Below are 19,217 nucleotides of genomic sequence, written 5' to 3' on the forward strand. Positions count from 1 at the left end.
GAATTAACGTAAAGGGGAGGAAGACGACAAGTGAGTGAATGGAGCAAACAAGACCGATTTAACGCATTATTATCCGGTGAAAGGGCGGATCGTCCGATTGTCAGCGGATGGCGTCATTTCATCGACAAAGAACAAAATGCAGAAGATTTGGCAGAAACGACGATTACTTTTACAAAGAAATATGATTGGGATTGGGTCAAAATTAATCCTAGAGCCACCTATCTGGCGGAAGCTTGGGGAAATAAGTATGACTTTCAGGACTACCAAACGGTATTCCCGAGGCAGGAAACGACGGCTGTTCCAACCGCAGCTAATCTTTGGGATCTTGAAGTGAAAAAAGCCGCAGATTCAGCGCCGTTATTGGAGCAACTAGAAGCGGTACGAAAAATTCGTCAGGGGCTGCCGGATACCCCTTTAATTCAAACCGTCTTTTCACCATTAACTGTACTGCTCTTTATTGTGGGCCGATCTGCTTATGTGACCAAAACGGTGTTTGGCATTGAGAATCCTGTCACCTTGGAATCGTTGTTCACCGAGCACAGAGCGGCGGCGCATCATGCGTTGCATGTGATTTCATTAACCTTGGCTGATTATGTAAAAGAGCTGCAGCAAGCGGGATCGGACGGACTGTTTTATGCGGTGACGGGTACAGCCCATCCGGGGTTGTTCAGTGAAGCGATGTTTAATGAATTTTCCAGACCTTATGATTCCATTGTACTTGAGGCTGCGAGCTACGGGAAAAATGTCCTGCATACTTGCGGAACCTATTCCCAGCCTGAAAGATTTAACGATTACCGGATCGACGGGATCAGCTGGGACACGAAGGCTGAAGGAAATCCGGACCTGGATGCGGCTTTAACGGCAACCAAGGTAGGCGGCGTCGATCATGCTTTGTTTGCGGTAAATGACATTGCTCAAATTCAGCAGCAGGCCGTGGAAGCTTTGGACCTGATGAAGGACCAGCCATTTATTCTCGCTCCAAATTGCGCAATCCCGCTTAACGTAACCGATGAAGCTCTGAAACAGCTAAAAAAATCTGTTTTTGAAAAGGAGACAAGAGTATGAAAAAGTTAATGCTCGTTATTTTAGTTGGGGTTGTAGCATTGTTGTCGGCTTGCGGCCAAAATGCGAATAAGGGCTCGAACTCAGGGGCTGCGCCGGAAGAAAAGAAAGAGATTACCGTTGGATTTGGTGTTGGGACGTATGAAGAGCAATTTCGACAATCGATTCTGCCGATTTTAGAGGAAAAAGGCTACAAGGTTGATATTAAAACCTTCTCTCAAAACATGCAGGTAAACCCAGCCATGAAGGAAGGCTCCATTGACGCAAGCATATTCCAAAGTACGGCGTATATGGAGGCGATTAACAAAGAAATTGGTGCGGATATGGTTGGAATCGCCTATGTGCCGGGTGCGCCGCAAGGTCTATACTCCGTTAAGCACACTACACTCGATGATGTAAAAGACGGCACTACCGTTGCTGTCCCCAATGATCCGGTTAACCAGGAACGTGCGCTTCGGATTCTGGAAGAACTTGGATGGGTAAAGATTAAAGAAGGAGCAGGTGTGGAGGACTTTAACATTAACAGCATGGAGCCGGACAAGTATAAAATTGATATTAAAATTCTGGACCCGGCGCAAATCCTGGTATCGCTGGAAGATGTGGATTATGGAGTCGTTAATGGAAACTACATTGCAAACGCCGGCAAAAAGATTACAGACGCATTGAAAATAGAAAATACGCCAATGCAGCACAGAATCATTGTATCCATCAACAAGAAAGATGAAAATACCCAATGGGCCAAAGACTTGAAAGCCGCCTATGAGTCGCCGGAGTTTGAAGAATATATCACCGGAATAGAGAAATACGACGGATTTATCCTGCCTGAAGCGTGGAAAACCAATTAAGTAAGGAAGTGGATGGGTTGATCGAAAAACAGATTCACTTTATCGGCGGCGGACAAATGGCTGAGGCCATTATCCGCGCCGTTGTAACCAATCAAACGATATCCGCGGATCGAATTAGCGTAATGGATATCAATGAGGCACGTCTTCAGTTTTTAAGCCAAACTTATGGAGTGAATACGGACAGCTCTCAGGAGAAATTTTTGGCCGAAGCAGACTTGATTGTGATTGCTGTCCGGCCGCAGGACAATTTGGCTGCATTAGGACAAGCTGTACAACAATTCGCAGCACCAACCGCCGCAATCGTTTCGATTGTGGCGGGTGTGACGATGGATAAGCTGGCCGGCTTTTTTGGAGAAGAACGTCCCATTATCAGGGTCATTCCAAATACGTTGACCGATACGGGTTACGGCTATAGCGGAGTTGCCTTGAATGCCTACGCCACTCAAGACCAAGTAGACGGCTTCTTGCACGGATTCGGAAAAGTCCAATATTTGGACGAATCACTCATTGATATCTTTACCGGATATGGTGTGGCTGGACCGAATTACATTTATTATTTTATTGAATCGCTTGCGGATGCCGGTGTGCTCGCCGGATTGCCGCGGGAACAAGCGTGGAACGTTGCGCTGGAAAATGTCACTGGAGCTGTCGTCATGCTGAAGCAGACCGGTCTGCATCCAAGACAACTGCTTGACATTAATAACTCGCCTGGCGGTGTAGGCATTCATGGCTTATACGAGCTGAACAACAGTGATTTTGCGGCCGGTCTGCAAAGAAGCGTCCTGGCAGCCGTAAAGCGAACAACCGAGTTAGGGGCGAAATAGACAATGGCTAGCAAACATTGGGATCATCTTGTTCATTATGTCAATAATTTGGACCAACCGGTTGAAATCTTTAGAGAACATGGTTTAGTTGCCTTCAAGGGAGGCTCGCATACGGAATGGGGAACCTATAACAGCTTAAGCTATTTTGGGTTAACCTATATCGAGTTTCTGGGCATTGAGAATCTTGAATTAGCGAAGGCAACGGAACATAACCGTGTGGTAAAAGATGCGGTTGACACATTGCCAGAGCATGAAGTTTTGAGCAGAGTCGTTATTCGGACCGATGATATTGAAGAAATGGCCGCTTCTTTGGAAGCGGCAGGCTTAAGCTTGTCTCCTATAATGGATGGCAAGCGTCTGGATAACAAGGGCAGATTAATTGAGTGGCGGATGATGACCATTGACGGTGATTTTGGCGGACTGGTCTATCCGTTTATTATTCAATGGAAAGGGTCAGATGAGGAAAGATTGGACCGGTTAACGTCATCCGGCATCATTAGCCCTCATCCAGCCGGTAATGCCGAAATCAAAAGAGCGGTATTCCATGTCTCCGATCCAGCAGCTGCCGCTGAGCATTGGGGAAAGTTATTCGGACTGACCGTCCTAGAGTCAGAAGACAAACCCGTCACCCTTAAGATTGGCGACAAGTTTTTTGACTTCGTAAAAGGGGACGAGAACCAATTCAAACAGGTGATTTTTGAAACGGATTCTGTAGAGCTAAAAGGGAAAACTATTCGGATTGGTGAAGGCGAATATGTTTTCACTTAAAAGCGATGTCCTCGTAAAGGTTCTGTATTTTCGAATACAGGGCTTTTTTTTCTGGCGTATTTTATGGCTTTAACGCACGCTCTGATAAATACATAGTTGACATATAGGGATTATCTGTTTAAGATGGGAATTAGAGATATACCGACCATGCGAATGGAGGCATTTTCCTTAGGAGAATGCCTTTTTCGTCGTTATTTTAAGGAGGTGGGAAAAATGAAGCCGCAGACGACATCGTGTTTATCAAGTGCAGCAGAGGACGATATCAGTCGCCACCCTTGCTACAGCGAGGAAGCCCATCGGTTTTTTGCCAGGATGCATATCCCGGTTGCTCCCGCCTGCAACATCCAATGCAACTACTGCAACCGTAAATTCGACTGCGTGAACGAAAGCAGACCTGGGGTTGTCAGTGAGGTGCTCACTCCGGAACAAGCGGAGCGGAAAGTAAAAGGTGTGGCAGCACAGCTCATGCAGCTGTCGGTGGTCGGCATAGCCGGCCCAGGCGATCCGCTTGCAAATGCGGACAAGACTTTCGATACATTTGAGAGAGTCAAGAAGCATGTGCCCGATGTGATGACCTGTCTAAGTACTAACGGTCTTACGCTATACCGGCACATCGATCGGATCACTGAGCTTGGGATCGGACATGTAACGATCACGATCAACGCCATCGACCCTGATGTCGGTAAAGAGATTTATCCTTGGGTATTTGATGAAGGAGTGCGTTACGAAGGAAGAGAAGCCGCCGCTCTGCTGATCAGCCGTCAGCTTCAAGGAGTGGAGGAACTGGCTAAGCGAGGCATTCTCGTCAAAGTCAACTCGATTCTGATTCCAGGGATCAACGACAAGCATCTGGTTGAAGTATCAAAGAAAGTCAAGGAGCTCGGCGCGACGCTTCACAATGTAACGCCGCTGATTATCGCTCCTGGCAGCCAGTATGAGAAAGACGGACGCAAGGCTCCTCGTCCAAAAGAACTGAACCAGTTGCAAGAGCAGCTGAGCGAGGGCGGAACCAAGCTGATGCGCCATTGCCGCCAATGCCGCGCCGATGCGGTTGGGCTGCTCGGCCAGGACCGTAACCAGGATTTCCAACTGGAGACGATGGAAGCCGATCCTGTTATCGACCTCGACGCTAGAGAACAGTTCCAGCAGGAGCTCGACGGCAAAATCCGTCAGCGCCTTATCGCGAAGGAGAACCGCCGAACCATTCTTGACGAGAACAAGAAGACAAGAGTCGCGGTTGCTTCCAGAGGCGGGGACAAGGTCAACCAGCACTTTGGCCATGCGACGGAATTCATGATTTTTGATACCGACGGCGCCGAAGTGAAACTCATCGGTATCCGGAAGATACAGGCATACTGCCACGGCACAGCCGATTGCAACGGAGACAAAGGCGAAACGCTTCAAGAGATCATCTCCATCCTCAGCGATTGCCGGATTCTCCTCAGCTCCGGTATCGGCGACGCGCCCCGCGCGGTGCTAAACAAAGCAGGCGTACTGCCCCTGGTCCGCAAAGGCGGAATACAGGAAGCTATACTTGAAAGTGTGAAGTTCGGTTCCTATTTTGAAAATATGAATATATCGAAGGGATAATTAATCATGAGTAAGAAACCAAGACAAATCGCATTTTACGGTAAAGGCGGTATCGGTAAATCTACGACTTCCCAGAACACTTTGGCTCAGCTGGCAACCACTTTTGGCCAAAAAATCATGATCGTAGGCTGTGACCCTAAAGCCGACTCCACTCGTCTGATCCTGAACACGAAAGCTCAACAAACGGTACTCCACCTGGCTGCTGAATTGGGTTCGGTCGAAGACCTCGAACTCGAAGACGTAGTAGCAACCGGCTTTGGCGGCATCCTCTGCGTAGAGTCCGGCGGTCCGGAACCAGGCGTAGGCTGCGCAGGCCGCGGTATCATCACTTCCATCAACTTCCTTGAAGAGCAAGGCGCATACGAAGGTATGGACTTCATCTCCTACGACGTACTCGGTGACGTTGTATGCGGCGGTTTCGCAATGCCGATCCGTGAGAACAAAGCGCAAGAGATTTACATCGTATGTTCCGGTGAAATGATGGCTATGTACGCAGCCAACAACATCGCACGCGGTATCCTGAAGTATGCCCAAAGCGGCAGTGTTCGTCTGGGCGGCCTGATCTGTAACAGCCGTAACACCGACCGTGAAGACGAGCTGATCATGGAACTTGCGCGTCGTCTGAACACGCAAATGATCCACTTCGTACCTCGCGACAACGTCGTACAACATGCCGAGCTGAGAAGAATGACGGTTACTCAATACAACCCTGAGCATAACCAAGCCAACGAATACAAGCAACTGGCTGACAAAATCCTGCACAACGAAATGCTGAACATTCCGACTCCGATCGAAATGGACGAACTGGAACAACTGCTGATCGATTTCGGTGTGGTGGAAGACGAAGAAACAGCTATCAAGAAGCTCGAAGCTGCTGGTCACTAATAATAAAGGAAATTATTCTATGAGAGAGGTTGATGCCATAATGAGTCAACAAACGTTTAATCCGACTGAGAAGTTTTCCGAGGAAGTACAGGCCAATCGCAATGCCGATCATTCAATTAATCCCTTGTTTGTAAACCGCTGGTCGCCCCGCTCGTTCTCTGACCGCAGCGTTAGCGAGGAGGATCTGCTGACTGTGCTGGAGGCCGCGCGCTGGGCTCCATCCGCCAGAAACGGACAGCCCTGGCGTTTTATCCTGGCCAAGACAGAGGAGCAACTGCAAACCTTCCGGGAATTGATCTTCCCAAGCAACCGGGTATGGGCGGATCAGGCCCCCGCCATTATTGGTCTTGCTTCCTACAAGCTGTGGGAAGATGGCCAGCCTAACCCCTTCCATGCGCTTGACACCGGCGCCGCCTGGCAGGCGATAGCGCTTCAAGCCTCGCTATTAGGCTTGTCCACCCGCGCCATTGCCAGTTTCGATCAGGAGAAGGCCCGCACAGCCCTGAATGTTCCGGACGATTATGTTGTGCATCTGCTGATACCGATTGGATACCAGGGGGAGGCCGATGCCCTGGACGAAAATTTCCGCAGCCTTGAGAAGCCGAACGGCCGGCGGCCTTTAAGCGAAAGCATCATTGAAGGAAAATGGGATTTGCCGCAAGCCTAGTAAGCTCCTGTGGGCGGCTAATGCCCATAAAATATGTATCTATGAAGCCTCTCATGAGTTCGAAGAACTTATGGGAGGCTTCTTTTTTGTGGAGTAAATCAATGAATTAATCTTTAAAAAACAAATATCGACAATTTAAATAATATTCTGAGCCCAAAATAAATTAGGTGGTAAGTTCGACAAAGAAGGAGGAGAAAGATATATCAGAGCAGATCCCTACTCAATATCCGGCCCGTTACCGTATGGCTTCGTTTAATATCCGCTTTGATAATGCCGGGGATGGAGTGAACGGCTGGGAATACCGCAAGACGAATCTTCTGGAGATGCTCAATTATTATTCTTGGGACATCATCGGCCTGCAGGAGGTCTGTGGAAATCAGCTAACCGAATTGACCCGTCTCTCCGGATACCATTATGAGGGGGAGGGGCGTGACGGAGGAGGGGACGGCGAACATTGTCCGATTTTTTTTCGAAAGGATATTTTTGAGAAGGAAGATGGAGGAACGTTCTGGCTTTCTTTGTTTCCTGGCAAGCCCTCTAAATCATGGGGAGCAGATTGCCCCCGCATATGCACCTGGGCGAAATTACGCGACCTTAGAACCGGGCAGATCATCGTATTTATCAATACCCATCTGGACCATATCAGTGAAGAAGCCAGATTCCAAGGGGCGAAACTGATTGTCGACTGGATTCGCTCGTATGCTTCAGATGTTCCGGTAATCGTAACAGGCGACTTTAATGCTGGCCGGGAAGAACGCTGTTACCAAAAATTATGCGAAAATCTGCGGGACGCGAGGTTGATCTCAAGAACGGCTCCCTATGGCCCGGCAGGCACTTTTTCAAATTTTGATTACAGCATGCCTTGGAATGAACTGAAGCAGATCGACTATATCCTGACTAGTCGGCATGCCGATGTCTTGTCTCTGCGGACGGTTGTTGACAGCTTTGACAGAAAGTACCCTTCCGATCATTTTCCCGTAACTGTTACGGTGGAAATCCTGGCTGCAAAGTAAAATCAATGAAAGAAAAGGGGAATATAAGGATTATGAAAAAATCGGTTAACCTGTTGTTGATCTTTATGTTTTGTTTGTTGCTGGCGGCCTGCGGGAACGGAAATTCTCCCGCCAGTGAAGCGGCGAATGGAGAAGCCGCTTCTCCGGCTCCGGCAGAGACCGGCGGGCAAAGCGGGGCGCAGAGCAGCCCGGAAGCCGCCAATGAGAAATTGATCGTCTACACCAATTCCAATTCGGACGGCAGAGGCGAATGGCTGATTGAGAAGGCAAAAGCGGCCGGATTCGAAATTGAGATTGTGGGCGCGGGCGGCGCCGATCTGACCAATCGCCTGATCGCTGAGAAGAACAATCCTATCGCCGACGTAGTATTTGGATTGAATTCCATGCTGTACGAAATTCTGACGAAGAACGATGTGCTGGAGCCCTTCACTCCGGAGTGGGCGGGAGAGATCGAAGAGGGGCTGAATGATCCCGACGGCTACTACCACAGTTTGGTGAAGCAGGCAATTCTGCTGGCCTATAATCCCGAGAAATTCACTTCGGAGACGGCGCCTAAGGATTGGACTGATCTGTGGAACAAAGCTGAATACCACGGTTTGTACGAAGCGCCTACCTTGCTTGGCCAGGTTACTCCGCGGATCGTTGTATCGGGGATTCTGACGCGATACCAGGACCCAAGCGGTGAATACGGTATTTCGGATGAAGGCTGGGCTGAGATCAAGAAGTTCTATGACAATGGTGTTCCCGCTGTGGAAGGCGAAGACTTCTACTCCAAGCTGGCCAGCGGCCAAACGCCCATTGGAGCCTTGGTATCAGGGGTATTGGCATCCAAAGAGAAGCAATATGGCGTTAAGTCGGGCATTGCTTCACCGGAGATCGGTGTTCCGGTCATTGTTGAGCAGACGGCAATTGTAAAAGGGACGAAGAAGCGGGCGACCGCCGAACGCTTCATCAACTGGTTGGGAAGCGCCGAAACGCAGGGTGAATTCGCCAAAGAGTTTAACTCGATGCCGGCCAACACTAAAGCTGCAGAGCAGGCTAGTGAAGATATGAAAAAACTGTATGCCTCCATAAAGACGCAAACGCTGGATTGGGCGTTTATAGCCGAGAATATTGACAACTGGGCCGAGAAAATCGAGCTGCAAGTGTTAAAATAACGGCAAAAACAAAGTTTCGGCAAACTGCGCATTTGAGCATTCGATGCGCAGTTTGCGTTTACGTAAGACCAATACAAAAGTGCAGGAGCCTATATGATCACATTTAAAGACATTCATATTCAACTCGGTAACGTTTCGGTAATTCCAAAGCTGAATCTGCATATTAGAGAAGGCGAATTTTTTACGTTTCTAGGACCGTCCGGCTGCGGAAAGACAACGATTCTACGCAGTCTGGTCGGATTTATCAAGCCTACAAGCGGGCAAATTTTGCTGGGAAGTCAGGACATTACGAATGTTCCGATTGAAAAGAGAGGAATCAGCATGGTATTTCAGAGCTATGCGCTGTTTCCGACTTTGAACGTATACGAGAATATCGCCTTCGGGCTGCGTGTCAAGAAAATCCCCTCCTCCCGTCTGGATATAGAAGTCCGCGATATTGCGCAAAAAGTCGATTTAAGCGAGGAGCAGCTCTTCAAGAAAGTGTCCGAATTGTCCGGCGGACAACAGCAGCGGGTAGCCATTGCCAGAGCGCTTGTGCTTAAACCCAGCATTCTGGTATTGGACGAGCCTTTGTCCAATCTGGACGCCAAGCTTCGGGTGCAACTGCGCAACGAACTGAAGAGTCTGCAGAAGAAATTTGGCATCACCACGATTTATGTTACTCATGACCAGGAGGAAGCGCTGACTCTTTCGGACCGGATCGCAGTGTTTCATCAGGGCGCTGCCGAGCAGGTAGGGACGCCGCAGGAGATTTATAACCATTCGGCGACCGAGTTCGTCTGCAACTTTATTGGGAGCAGCAATCTTTTGGACCCCGTTATTACCGAAGGGCCGTTAAAGCCTTGGGTAGATCCGAACAAGAAAGTTTATATCCGTAATGAAAAAGTCAGCCTGCAGCCTTTTCCGGATAGTGAAACTGCAGTTGCGCTTAAAGGAAGAATTGTGGAGCAGGAATTCTACGGAGTATACACCAAATATACGATTGAGACCGCCGGTTACGGAACGCTCAAATGTGTGGAAACCGCAAACAGCCTTAACTTCCGCGTGGTAGGAGACGAAGTTGAGGTTAATATCAATGTCAAAGATATTTTGCAGTATTAGACGAAAGGAGGACTATCAATGAATATGCCTAAACTCAGATCCGCCTTATCGTCTGTCAATCTTACGGCCTGTCTCATGTTTGCTTTTCTTGGCTGGTTTATCGTCACTTTTCTGATTTATCCCAATCTTAACGTGTATTACGAGATTTTCTTTGGAGGCGGCAAGTTCTCGCTGGATGCGGTGCATAAATTAATATCGTCCGAACGGGCGATGAACAGCTTGTATAACAGCTTCATCCTTGCCGGATCACTAATCGTTACGGTCAATGCAGCCGGCATTTTTTTGGTTCTGGTTACGGAGTATTTTGACATTAAGGGTGCTAAAGTTCTAAAGCTCGGCTATTTCACTACGCTGGTTTACAGCGGTGTCGTACTTGTGTCCGGGTATAAATTTGTATACGGGGAATCCGGCTTCATAACCAAGCTTCTGTCCTTTCTGTTCCCCGGTTTTGATGTCAATTGGTTTCACGGGTATGGGGCGGTACTGTTTGTCATGACATTTGCCTGCACATCCAATCATGTCATCTTCTTGACCAATGCGCTCCGAAAGCTGGATTTTCAAACCGTTGAAGCGGCGAAAAATATGGGAGCCTCCACCTTTTATATACTTAGGCGTGTAGTGTTGCCGGTGCTGAAGCCGACGATTTTTGCGCTGACCATTTTGCTTTTTCTTACCGGACTCGGGGCGACATCGGCGCCGCTGATTTTGGGAGGGACGGAATTCCAGACCATTACGCCCATGATTCTTACCTTTGCGAGAAGCGTAACCTCCAAGGATTTGGCGGCTCTTCTGGCTCTTATTCTTGGAGTGGCCACGCTGCTGCTTCTGACTCTGATGATCCGGTTTGAGAAAAACGGGAACTTCATGTCGGTATCCAAAGTAAAGTCCACGCTGGTGAAACAAAAAATAAACAACAGACTTGGCAGCATACTGGTTCACATCGCCGCGTATATCCTGTTTGTCGTCTATACCATCCCTGTTTTGCTCATTATTTTGTTTTCATTTACAGATGCTCGGAGTATTACTACTGCCACGCTGTCTCCCGGCGTATTTACGCTGGACAATTACATCACCGTATTTTCAAATATGGCCGCGTTCAAGCCGTATCTGGTCAGCATCTGCTATGCGGCGGCGGCTTCGTTGGCCGTAGTCGTGCTGTCATTGATGGCATCGCGAATCTTGCATAAGTATGGGAATATATGGAGCCGTGTGCTGGAGTATTCATTGCTGATTCCCTGGATGCTGCCCTCTACGCTGATTGCCATCGGCCTGATTGTCACCTTTGACACACCCAAGCCGATTTTGGGCAATGCTGTGCTGCTGGGTACGCTCTGGCTGCTGCTTATCGCCTATGTAATCGTTCATATTCCATTTACGCTCAGGATGGTGAAGGCATCTTTTTTCAGTATTGACAGCAATCTGGAAGACGCCGCCAAGAATTTGGGAGCCCGTTCCTTCTATTCGTTCAGAAGGGTGCTGCTGCCGATTATTCTTCCCTCTACCTTGGCTGTCCTGGCTCTCAATTTCAATGGCATTCTTGCAGATTACGATCTTACAGTATTTCTGTATCATCCGTTATACCAGCCCCTGGGTGTTGTAATCAAAAATAGCACCGATGCGCAGGCGCTGGCCGACACTCAGGCGTTAACTCTGGTGTATTCCGTAATCCTGATGGTGATGTCCGCGATTACGCTGTATGGTGTATACGGAAGAAAGAGCCGCGGATGAAGAGTTCGCATATTTCTGCGAAACACGAAAAATGCGTACAGCCCCAAGCCGGCCTAAGCAAAACAGGATAAGCCGGCATATTATAAAGCGAGCCTCCTTAGCCGGCTGTTCAGATCTTTATCCTGAACGGCTGCTGCAAGGAGGCTCGCCATTTTTAATGATGAGGCCTACAGGTCTTATTATTGTTTTACGATGTCTTGAACGGCTTTATCCAGCTTATCAAGCAGCTGATCGCGATTGATCTGGCCGCCCATATATTCCTGCATTGCTGCACCGAAGCCTTGAGTTACGCCATCCGGGAATCTATCCCAGTTCCAGCTCAGAGCTGTCTTAGATTGATCTTGTACGGCTACGGCGACTTGGCCGATATCTTCAGCGGTGGTCGGAATGTCGGACAGGGCCGGAATGAATTTGAAATCTTTGGTCAAATATTTCTTGCCGGTTTCCGAGGTGACCATCCAGTTAAGAAACGCTTTGGCTTCTTCCGGGTGGGCCGATTTGCTGTTCACTATCCAGTTGTTCGGCACGCCGACGTAGATGTGACCTTCCTTGTCGTTAATCGGAAGCGGCAGCAGACCAAGCTTCAGTGCAGGATCAATCTTGTCGATATCGCCTTGCGTCCAGTTGCCTTGGAGCATCATGGCCGCTTTGCCTGAAGCGAAATCGGCGACTTGGGTTGCATAGTCGGTAGTCACTTTATTGTCTTGGGCGTTGTTAAAGATAACATCCACAAGATCCAGCCATTGCTTGAATACTTCATTGCCCTTGATCGTTTGTTTGCCCGCTTTCAAATCCTCGATGTACGCGGCCGGATCGGGCTGGTTGGCCATCGCCACATTCACAAGGTGAATACCCAGCGACCACCATTCATTGGTAGCTTCAAAAGGGGTGATTCCGGCGGCTTTCAGCTTGTCAACGGCTTCTTTAAGCTGCGGCAGCGTCTTCGGTTCTTCGGTGATGCCTGCTTTAGTGAACAGGTCCTTGTTGTAGATCAGACCATAGCCTTCCACGTTCATTGGCAGGCCGTACAGTTTGCCGTCCACGGTTGTAGGAATCTTGGAGGTTTCAATCAAGCTGCTTACCCAAGGCTGGTCCGACAGGTCGGTTGCCCGGTCCATGTAAGGGACGAGTGCAGCGAAACCGCCGTTGTTGAAGATTTCAGGCTCGGAACCGGAAGCGATTTCAGCTTTCAGCAGCGCGCCGTAGTCTTCGCCGCCGCCATGGGTTTCCACTTCAACCTTGACTCCGGTCTCTTTCTGATATTCTTCGGCAAGCGCATTGATTTGCTCGGCGATCTCTACTTTGAACTGGAACACTTTGATTGTTACATCTTTTTTGGGCGCTTCCGATGCCGCAGGAGCCGCGGTCCCTGATGTGCCGCTGTTCGTGCCCTCGGCGGCGGAATTATTGTTGCCCCCGTTGCCGCAACCCCCAATAATAAGGACGCAAACGATTGCGATTAGAAATGCGAACCGTTTCTTCATTTTACTGCCTCCCCGTGTTTTGTAAGTGTTTACATTATGATCGTAATGCAATGTGACGCGGGCCAACACTTAATATTTTGTCTGAAAAGGTGGATATTGTTGTTGGCATGTCAGCCTTTAACGGAACCGGCGGTTACCCCCTCTACGATATACCTTTGCAGACTGAGGAAGAACAGCAGGATCGGGGTGATAGCCATAACCAGACCTGCCAGGGCGAGATCCCATTTCTTAGTATATTGACCGAAAAATTTGGTGACGGCAAGAGGCAGTGTGGTTAAATCCTTGTTGCCTCCGATAATCAGAACGGGCAGAAGGTAGTCGTTCCAAATCCACAGCGTGTTCAGGATAACAACGGTGACGATGATCGGCATCAGCAGCGGAAAGACGATCCGGAAAAAGACGCCGTACGGATTGGAGCCGTCCACCCGGGCTGCTTCTTCCAGCTCAAGGGGTACGGTTTTGATGAAGCCATGGAAGAGGAAGACCGACAGCGGCATGCCGAAACCGAGATAACAGGCGACGATCCCATACAATTCTCCGCGCAGCTCAAGCAGACTGGTAACCCTTACAAGCTGGAGCATCAGCGATTGAAAAGGAATGATCATAGCCGAGACCAGCAGCAGAAAGACAAAAGAATTGAACTTCGAAGGTCTTCTTACGATTTGGTAGGCGGCCATCGAGCTGAACAGGACAATGAATACTACGCTGAGCACCGTAATTTGCAGGGAGTTCATAAACGCTTGCGGGAAATCGATCGCTTTCCACACACTACTGTAGTTGCTCCAGTGAAAAAGCTGGGGGAACGAGGCGGCGTCCAGCAAAATTTCCTTCAGGGTCTTCACCGAGTTCGTCAGCACCAGATAGAAGGGCGCTAGAAACAGGACCGCGAGCAGGACAGCGAAAATTTCGAGAATGAAGGTTTTGGACTTGTATGTGCTAACGTTCATTATGCGGATACCTCCTTGCGCTTGGTAATGATAACCTGCGTAACCGTTATGATCGAAACGGCGGCGAAGAACAGCAGCGCTTTGGCGGTTCCCAGCCCGTAACGGTTATTAATCAGCGCTTCCGAATAAATGTTATAAGCCAGCGACTGCGTCGAGGTTCCCGGTCCGCCTTTGGTCAGCGACAGGTTAAGGTCGAACATTTTGAACGCATTGGAGGTCGTAAGGAACAGGCAAATCGTGATCGCCGGCATGATAAGGGGCACGTAAACGCTTTTAAAAAGCTGATAAGGGCGCGCGCCGTCAATCTTGGCTGCCTCGATCAAATCCTTCGGAATGCCGGCGAGAGACGCGATGTAGATGACCATCATATAACCTGCGGTCTGCCACACGAATACGATTACGAGTCCCCAGAAACCGGTATTTGGCGTTCCAAGCCATGGAAGGGTGAAAAAGGGAATGTTCGTCAGGTCGCCGATCGTGGCGAAGCCTTTGGTGAAGATGAACTGCCAAATGTAGCCGAGCAGGATGCCGCCGATGACATTGGGCATAAAGAAGACGGTCCGAAGCACTTTCTTGGTCTTAAGCGACGCCATCAGCACAAAGGCCAGCAGAAGCGCTAAAATGTTAGCGATTACAACAGAAACGACGGTGAAGCGAAGCGTGAAGTACAGCGAGTGCCAGAAGTTGTCGTCATGCAGAATGCGGCTCCAGTTGGCCGAGCCTGTCCATACCGCTTTGTCGAGGTCCAGCCCGTTCCAGTTGGTCGAAGAGTAGTAAAATCCAAGAATGAAAGGGGTGATCACAATCGTCAGAAAGAAAATCAGACATGGACCTAAAAATACAATCTGCTGCCCCCAGCCTTTTTGAATACCCAGAGCGTGTCTCACAGCGGATTTCCTATTTACGGACTGTTCCCAGCCCTTTTGAATGCCCAGCGCTTTTCTCATGGCGGATCTCCTTTTTACGTAGTATCATTGCCTTACACCTTCATTATAGGTAGACCGGAGAGCCGTCAACACTCAATTTGATGACGGTTAAGGTGGATTATATTGCTGCTTGGGCAGGCAAGGCGGAAGAGCCAAGGGGGAATAAGACACATGTTCAAACACAGCATCCGCAACCGGCTGATGGCGCTTGTGCTGCTGGCCGCCGTCATTCCGGCGGGCGTCTCGGTCATATTCTCGTATCTGTACACGAAGCAATCGGTAACTGAGCAGTCCGTAGGCCAGAACCGCAAGCTGCTGGCGCTCGGGGCGGCCAACCTGGATAATTATTTTCAGGGAATCGACCAGCGTGCGCTGAGCATATACAGCGGGATCAATGTACAGAGCTCGTTCTATACCTCCATTCTATCAGTCAAGAATCCGAATGCGCTTCCAAAAGGGACCGTTCAGCCGGATAACCGCAACATCGTGTCCACCCAATTGTACAATCTCTTCCTGTCCGACCGGAATATTTTTCAGATCCATCTTTATGTAAGGGCTAACAAACAATCCAACACGCTGCTGCAGGGGCAGTTCCGCAGGGAGTACAATCCCCGGTATACGCCTCTTCCTAATCAGGGCGGCTCGGTCCGGCCTTTCGTGGAAGCGACGCATATGGATCATCAATACGGCATGAAGTCGGGATTTCCGAACTTCAAAGCGGGAGCGACGCCGGTGTTCAGCGCTCATTATCCAATCTACCGGACGCCCAGCCACGAAGTTATTGCCGATCTGTCGCTCGACTTCCGTCTGACTGAGCTGGAAGCAATAGCCAAGTCGATGTACAACTCGGACACCGAGCGTCTCTATATTGTGGATGAGCAGGGAAAGGTCCTGTATGCTTCGGGCGGCAAATGGATCGGCAAGCCGATTGAAGCAGGCTGGAGCAAGCTTCCGCAGGGAGCAAGCAGCGGCCATTTTTCATGGAATAATAAGGAGTTTAAGGGTATTATTATGTATAGGCATATTGACTCGGCTATTTTTAAAGGCAATATTATTAAGCTGGTGCCCTATGAGGACCTGTACAGAGACGCACGTACCATTAGCCGCATCAACACTGGAATCGGCGTGCTTTTTCTGATTATCGCGGGAATTGCGGGCATCTTGATCTCCATCGGCTTTACAAGACCGATCAAGAAGCTGATTTCTTATACACAGAAGGTGCAAATCGGACAGCTTGACGCTTCCGTCGATTTGGTGCGCGAGGATGAGTTCGGGGTGCTGGCCCGCAAGATTACCGATATGACTCGTACGATCAACGACTTGATCCTTCAGGAATATCGGCTGGAAATCGCCAATAAGACCAGCCAACTGAAGATGCTGCAGGCCCAGGTCAATCCCCATTTTCTGTACAACGCGCTGCAGTCGATCGCCACTCTGTCCCTGAGGTATAACGCTCCGAAAATATATGATCTCATTTATTCCTTGGGCAGCATGATGCGGTATTCCATGACGACGGATGGGAATCAGGTGACGCTTCAAGACGAAATTGAGCATGTGCAAAATTATGCAGCTCTGCAAAGGGAGCGCTTCGGCGAGGAGAATTTGCGGATGGATGTCGATATTGAGGAAAGAGCAAGCGGCATTTTCGTGCCGAAAATGATCCTGCAGCCATTGGTCGAGAACATATTCAAGCACGGTTTCCGCGACGGGATTAAAGATGGAGTGATCACCATTTCAGGCAAGCTGGATGCGAATGGCCGGCTGATCATCATGGTCCGGGATAACGGCAAGGGCATTCCGGACGTGCGCCTGAAAAAAGTGAGGGAATGTCTTGAACGGACGGAGCACAGCGGGGAGGATGGGATCGGACTCCGCAACGTGCTCGCGAGACTTCGGCTTCAGATCAGCGAAAGGTCGCAGCTCCTGATTCAAGCCGGCGAATACGGAGTGGAAGTCGTCTTAATTATACCCCTGGATGATACGGCCGGCAGGAAGGAAGAGAGAGCGGAATGAAAGTACTGATTGTAGACGATGAAAAACATGTGCGCGAAGCCATCCGCTATTTTGTACCATGGGAAAAATACGACGTTCGCGATATATACGAAGCCACGAATGGCCAGGAAGCGATGAAAATCATTCTGGAGCAGCAGCCGGCGGTCGTGTTTACGGATATGCGGATGCCGCTCATGGACGGCGCCGAGCTGCTGGAATGGCTGCACCGCTACTCTCCTTATACGAAGACCATCGTAATCAGCGGCTATCAGGATTTTGACTACGTCAAGCCGGCTATCGTTTACGGGGGAATCGATTATCTGCTTAAGCCGCTGAACAGCAAGCAGCTGATCGCCGCCGCCGAACGCGCCTTTCAGAAATGGAAGGAGGAGAAGCTGGAGCGGGAACGGACCTTTCGTCAAAATATCCAACTCAACGTTCTCCGTCCGTTGTATTGGGATAAGACGCTTTCGGATCTGGTTAACGGCACCATCTCCTTTCAGGACCTGGAAGAGGCGCTGTTCGAGGAACTCGGGCTTCCGAGGAACGCCAAGCACTGCCGGACAGCCGTCATTTCACTTCAGTCCTCGGGAGGACAGCTGCTGCAAAGGTTCCAGGGGGATATTCAGCTGACATCTTTCGTTCTGGCCAATGTCTGCAATGAAATCGTGAGCCCGCGGAAGCAGGGCTTTGCGTTTCGTTATTGGCATGAAGGCGCGGATGTGGCCGTGCTGTTCTGGGACGGTGTGGATGAGGCGGAGAGCCTGCTGCTAGAGATTAATGAGTCGGTAAAACGGGCGTACGGCATTCCGCTCGATATCGGGCTAAGCACGGTCCTTCCCTTTCCGGAACGGCTGTGCGTTGCTTTTTCGCAGGCGAGGGAGGGACTCGCGAAGCGTAATCTTCTAGAGACTGGAAACCGCATTCATTTGTACCGGAAGGATCGGCCCGAAGCGGCGCCGGACGGAGGGGTTAAGAACGCTGGGCTGCTGGAGAAGCTTGGGCTCTCGCTGCTGTCGGGGGATACGGAGAAAATCGTCCGAAGTCTTGAGGAGTGGACCGACTCGATTGCCGGAACGGGAACGCTGACCATGAGCGGCCTTAAAGCTTGGGAGGACCGGCTTAAGCATGTGCTGACCAAGTGGAGACAGGAATGGGCTGGCAGCGAGGAGGCTTTAAGTGATGGACCGTCTTTCCCGGCCGGTATGGATGAGAGCGGCAATTTCTCCATCGAACGCTGGAGGGAAGGGCTTAAGGCGTATCTGTTAGCAATGGTCGGCGAAAGCAAACTTTCCCGCAGCTCTGACAGCCGAATGATGCGGGAAATCCGGGATTACCTGGACAAGAATTACCAGCAGGAGATTACGCTGCAGCATATTGCCGATCGCTTCTTCCTCAGCCGGGAGAACGTCTCGCGCAAGTTCAAGCAGGTTACAGGTGAAAATCTGTCCGACTATTTAACGAATTTGCGGATCGACAAGGCTAAGGAACTGCTGCAAAACTCGGAGATGCGCCTTTCGCGGATTGCCGAACTGGTCGGTTATGAAGACGAGAAGTATTTCAGCCGCGTGTTCAAGAAGGCGACAGGACAGACGCCGCGAGAATTCCGGAAGCGGGAGGAGGAGTGAAGTGCGTCTGTGCATGCGTTTCGGCGTGGAGATGTTTCTGTATACAAGAAGAAACTTATGTCCAACTTAAACTTCTTTTGAAGAATTATAGCAGCTATGAAGTCCATGTTTACTTTAACACATATTAAAACTCATAAAGTGTATCTCGCTAAGGACACTGCTGGCGGCGGTTCTCTTTAATGGAAAAATTATACTGAAGGTAAAAAAATTACTAAGGGAGCTCCCGTTGAAATCAGTGTCTTTTTCATGCTTAAAAGGTTTGTCCAAAACTTGTAAGCGGAAGGTGATGAGCACAATCCAGAGTTGAAGGTAATTCCTTGATCACAGTACCGGTCAAACTGCCTCAGTGCAAATTTAGGCATTTATCGACTCTAACCGACAGAATCTCCTATGTACATTACCAAATATTTGATGTTATACTAAACATATTAAAAGAAATTAAAAAGATGAAATTTTAAGAATCAATACCAGGTAACTTTGGTCGGTCGGCTGGTATTGGTTCCGGTAGCCTCTACTTCTTGCTTTTGCAAGAGGTAGACTCCCCATTTAATCTCAGATGTTGGCATATTTAAACTCTTATGATAAGCTGGCCAGCTATCA

General features: G+C 49.5%; 16 protein-coding genes. 13 read left to right on the forward strand and 3 right to left on the reverse strand.

What is annotated here, in order from left to right; all coding sequences use genetic code 11:
• The first annotated feature begins 30 nt into the window (after positions 1-30).
• From KP014_RS08655 to KP014_RS08705, 11 genes are all read left to right on the forward strand, one after another.
• Entirely contained in the window at positions 31-1,065 is a 1,035-nt protein-coding gene (locus KP014_RS08655; protein ID WP_036599234.1) for a uroporphyrinogen decarboxylase family protein, read from the forward strand.
• On the forward strand, positions 1,062-1,907 hold the full coding sequence (locus KP014_RS08660; RefSeq protein WP_036599237.1) for a MetQ/NlpA family ABC transporter substrate-binding protein: 846 nt from the start codon (positions 1,062-1,064) through the stop codon (positions 1,905-1,907). The genes KP014_RS08655 and KP014_RS08660 overlap by 4 nt, the downstream gene beginning before the upstream one ends.
• Positions 1,908-1,924: 17 nt before the next feature.
• A complete protein-coding gene (proC, locus tag KP014_RS08665) occupies positions 1,925-2,731 on the forward strand; it encodes a pyrroline-5-carboxylate reductase (protein WP_343223070.1) in 807 nt (268 codons plus the stop codon).
• Positions 2,732-2,734: 3 nt separating this feature from the next.
• Complete coding sequence (locus KP014_RS08670; protein ID WP_036599239.1) at positions 2,735-3,499, forward strand: VOC family protein; 765 nt, start codon at positions 2,735-2,737, stop codon at positions 3,497-3,499.
• 213 nt (positions 3,500-3,712) lie between these two features.
• Positions 3,713-5,089 carry a nitrogenase cofactor biosynthesis protein NifB gene (gene nifB / locus KP014_RS08675; protein WP_090834749.1) on the forward strand — a complete coding sequence of 459 codons (1,377 nt, stop codon included), beginning with the start codon at positions 3,713-3,715 and terminating at the stop codon, positions 5,087-5,089.
• Between the two features lie 6 nt (positions 5,090-5,095).
• Complete coding sequence (gene nifH, locus KP014_RS08680; protein ID WP_216700481.1) at positions 5,096-5,974, forward strand: nitrogenase iron protein; 879 nt, start codon at positions 5,096-5,098, stop codon at positions 5,972-5,974.
• A gap of 40 nt (positions 5,975-6,014) precedes the next feature.
• Positions 6,015-6,641: a nitroreductase family protein gene (locus KP014_RS08685; protein WP_036598242.1), complete on the forward strand. Its 627-nt coding sequence runs from the start codon at positions 6,015-6,017 to the stop codon at positions 6,639-6,641.
• Positions 6,642-6,883: 242 nt separating this feature from the next.
• Complete coding sequence (locus tag KP014_RS08690) at positions 6,884-7,654, forward strand: endonuclease/exonuclease/phosphatase family protein (protein ID WP_036598240.1); 771 nt, start codon at positions 6,884-6,886, stop codon at positions 7,652-7,654.
• A 29-nt stretch (positions 7,655-7,683) separates the two neighbouring features.
• Positions 7,684-8,811 carry an extracellular solute-binding protein gene (locus KP014_RS08695; RefSeq protein ID WP_090834060.1) on the forward strand — a complete coding sequence of 376 codons (1,128 nt, stop codon included), beginning with the start codon at positions 7,684-7,686 and terminating at the stop codon, positions 8,809-8,811.
• A 93-nt stretch (positions 8,812-8,904) separates the two neighbouring features.
• Positions 8,905-9,912, forward strand: coding sequence for an ABC transporter ATP-binding protein (locus KP014_RS08700; RefSeq protein WP_036599654.1), 1,008 nt, complete (start codon positions 8,905-8,907; stop codon positions 9,910-9,912).
• Positions 9,913-9,987: 75 nt separating this feature from the next.
• On the forward strand, positions 9,988-11,640 hold the full coding sequence (locus KP014_RS08705) for an ABC transporter permease (RefSeq protein WP_425517278.1): 1,653 nt from the start codon (positions 9,988-9,990) through the stop codon (positions 11,638-11,640).
• Between the two features lie 179 nt (positions 11,641-11,819).
• Here KP014_RS08705 and KP014_RS08710 read toward each other — a convergent pair whose 3' ends face one another.
• The 3 genes from KP014_RS08710 to KP014_RS08720 form a co-directional block, all read right to left on the reverse strand.
• Positions 11,820-13,124: an ABC transporter substrate-binding protein gene (locus tag KP014_RS08710; protein ID WP_036599650.1), complete on the reverse strand. Its 1,305-nt coding sequence runs from the start codon at positions 13,122-13,124 to the stop codon at positions 11,820-11,822.
• 110 nt (positions 13,125-13,234) lie between these two features.
• Positions 13,235-14,071, reverse strand: coding sequence for a carbohydrate ABC transporter permease (locus KP014_RS08715; RefSeq protein ID WP_036599648.1), 837 nt, complete (start codon positions 14,069-14,071; stop codon positions 13,235-13,237).
• Positions 14,071-15,018 (reverse strand): carbohydrate ABC transporter permease, encoded by a 948-nt coding sequence (locus KP014_RS08720; protein WP_090834043.1) that lies wholly within the window; start codon positions 15,016-15,018, stop codon positions 14,071-14,073. The genes KP014_RS08715 and KP014_RS08720 overlap by 1 nt, the downstream gene beginning before the upstream one ends.
• 150 nt (positions 15,019-15,168) lie before the next feature.
• Between KP014_RS08720 and KP014_RS08725 the strand changes: the two genes are divergently transcribed.
• Positions 15,169-17,010 carry a cache domain-containing sensor histidine kinase gene (locus tag KP014_RS08725; protein ID WP_051500386.1) on the forward strand — a complete coding sequence of 614 codons (1,842 nt, stop codon included), beginning with the start codon at positions 15,169-15,171 and terminating at the stop codon, positions 17,008-17,010.
• Positions 17,007-18,617: a response regulator gene (locus tag KP014_RS08730; protein ID WP_036599646.1), complete on the forward strand. Its 1,611-nt coding sequence runs from the start codon at positions 17,007-17,009 to the stop codon at positions 18,615-18,617. Before KP014_RS08725 ends, KP014_RS08730 begins: the two co-directional genes overlap by 4 nt.
• Positions 18,618-19,217: the final 600 nt, after the last annotated feature.

It is taken from the genome of Paenibacillus sophorae (assembly GCF_018966525.1).
Taxonomy (GTDB): domain Bacteria; phylum Bacillota; class Bacilli; order Paenibacillales; family Paenibacillaceae; genus Paenibacillus_AQ; species Paenibacillus_AQ sophorae.

Bases quoted from the DNA above. Each gene is read 5' to 3' on its own strand.
- KP014_RS08660 (WP_036599237.1), top strand. From the start codon at position 1,062: ATGAAAAAGTTAATGCTCGTTATTTTAGTTGGGGTTGTAGCATTGTTG.
- KP014_RS08670 (WP_036599239.1), top strand. From the start codon at position 2,735: ATGGCTAGCAAACATTGGGATCATCTTGTTCATTATGTCAATAATTTG.
- nifB (WP_090834749.1), top strand. From the start codon at position 3,713: ATGAAGCCGCAGACGACATCGTGTTTATCAAGTGCAGCAGAGGACGAT.
- nifH (WP_216700481.1), top strand. From the start codon at position 5,096: ATGAGTAAGAAACCAAGACAAATCGCATTTTACGGTAAAGGCGGTATC.
- KP014_RS08685 (WP_036598242.1), top strand. From the start codon at position 6,015: ATGAGTCAACAAACGTTTAATCCGACTGAGAAGTTTTCCGAGGAAGTA.
- KP014_RS08690 (WP_036598240.1), top strand. From the start codon at position 6,884: ATGGCTTCGTTTAATATCCGCTTTGATAATGCCGGGGATGGAGTGAAC.
- KP014_RS08700 (WP_036599654.1), top strand. From the start codon at position 8,905: ATGATCACATTTAAAGACATTCATATTCAACTCGGTAACGTTTCGGTA.
- KP014_RS08705 (WP_425517278.1), top strand. From the start codon at position 9,988: ATGTTTGCTTTTCTTGGCTGGTTTATCGTCACTTTTCTGATTTATCCC.
- KP014_RS08710 (WP_036599650.1), bottom strand. From the start codon at position 13,124: ATGAAGAAACGGTTCGCATTTCTAATCGCAATCGTTTGCGTCCTTATT.
- KP014_RS08715 (WP_036599648.1), bottom strand. From the start codon at position 14,071: ATGAACGTTAGCACATACAAGTCCAAAACCTTCATTCTCGAAATTTTC.
- KP014_RS08720 (WP_090834043.1), bottom strand. From the start codon at position 15,018: ATGAGAAAAGCGCTGGGCATTCAAAAGGGCTGGGAACAGTCCGTAAAT.
- KP014_RS08725 (WP_051500386.1), top strand. From the start codon at position 15,169: ATGTTCAAACACAGCATCCGCAACCGGCTGATGGCGCTTGTGCTGCTG.
- KP014_RS08730 (WP_036599646.1), top strand. From the start codon at position 17,007: ATGAAAGTACTGATTGTAGACGATGAAAAACATGTGCGCGAAGCCATC.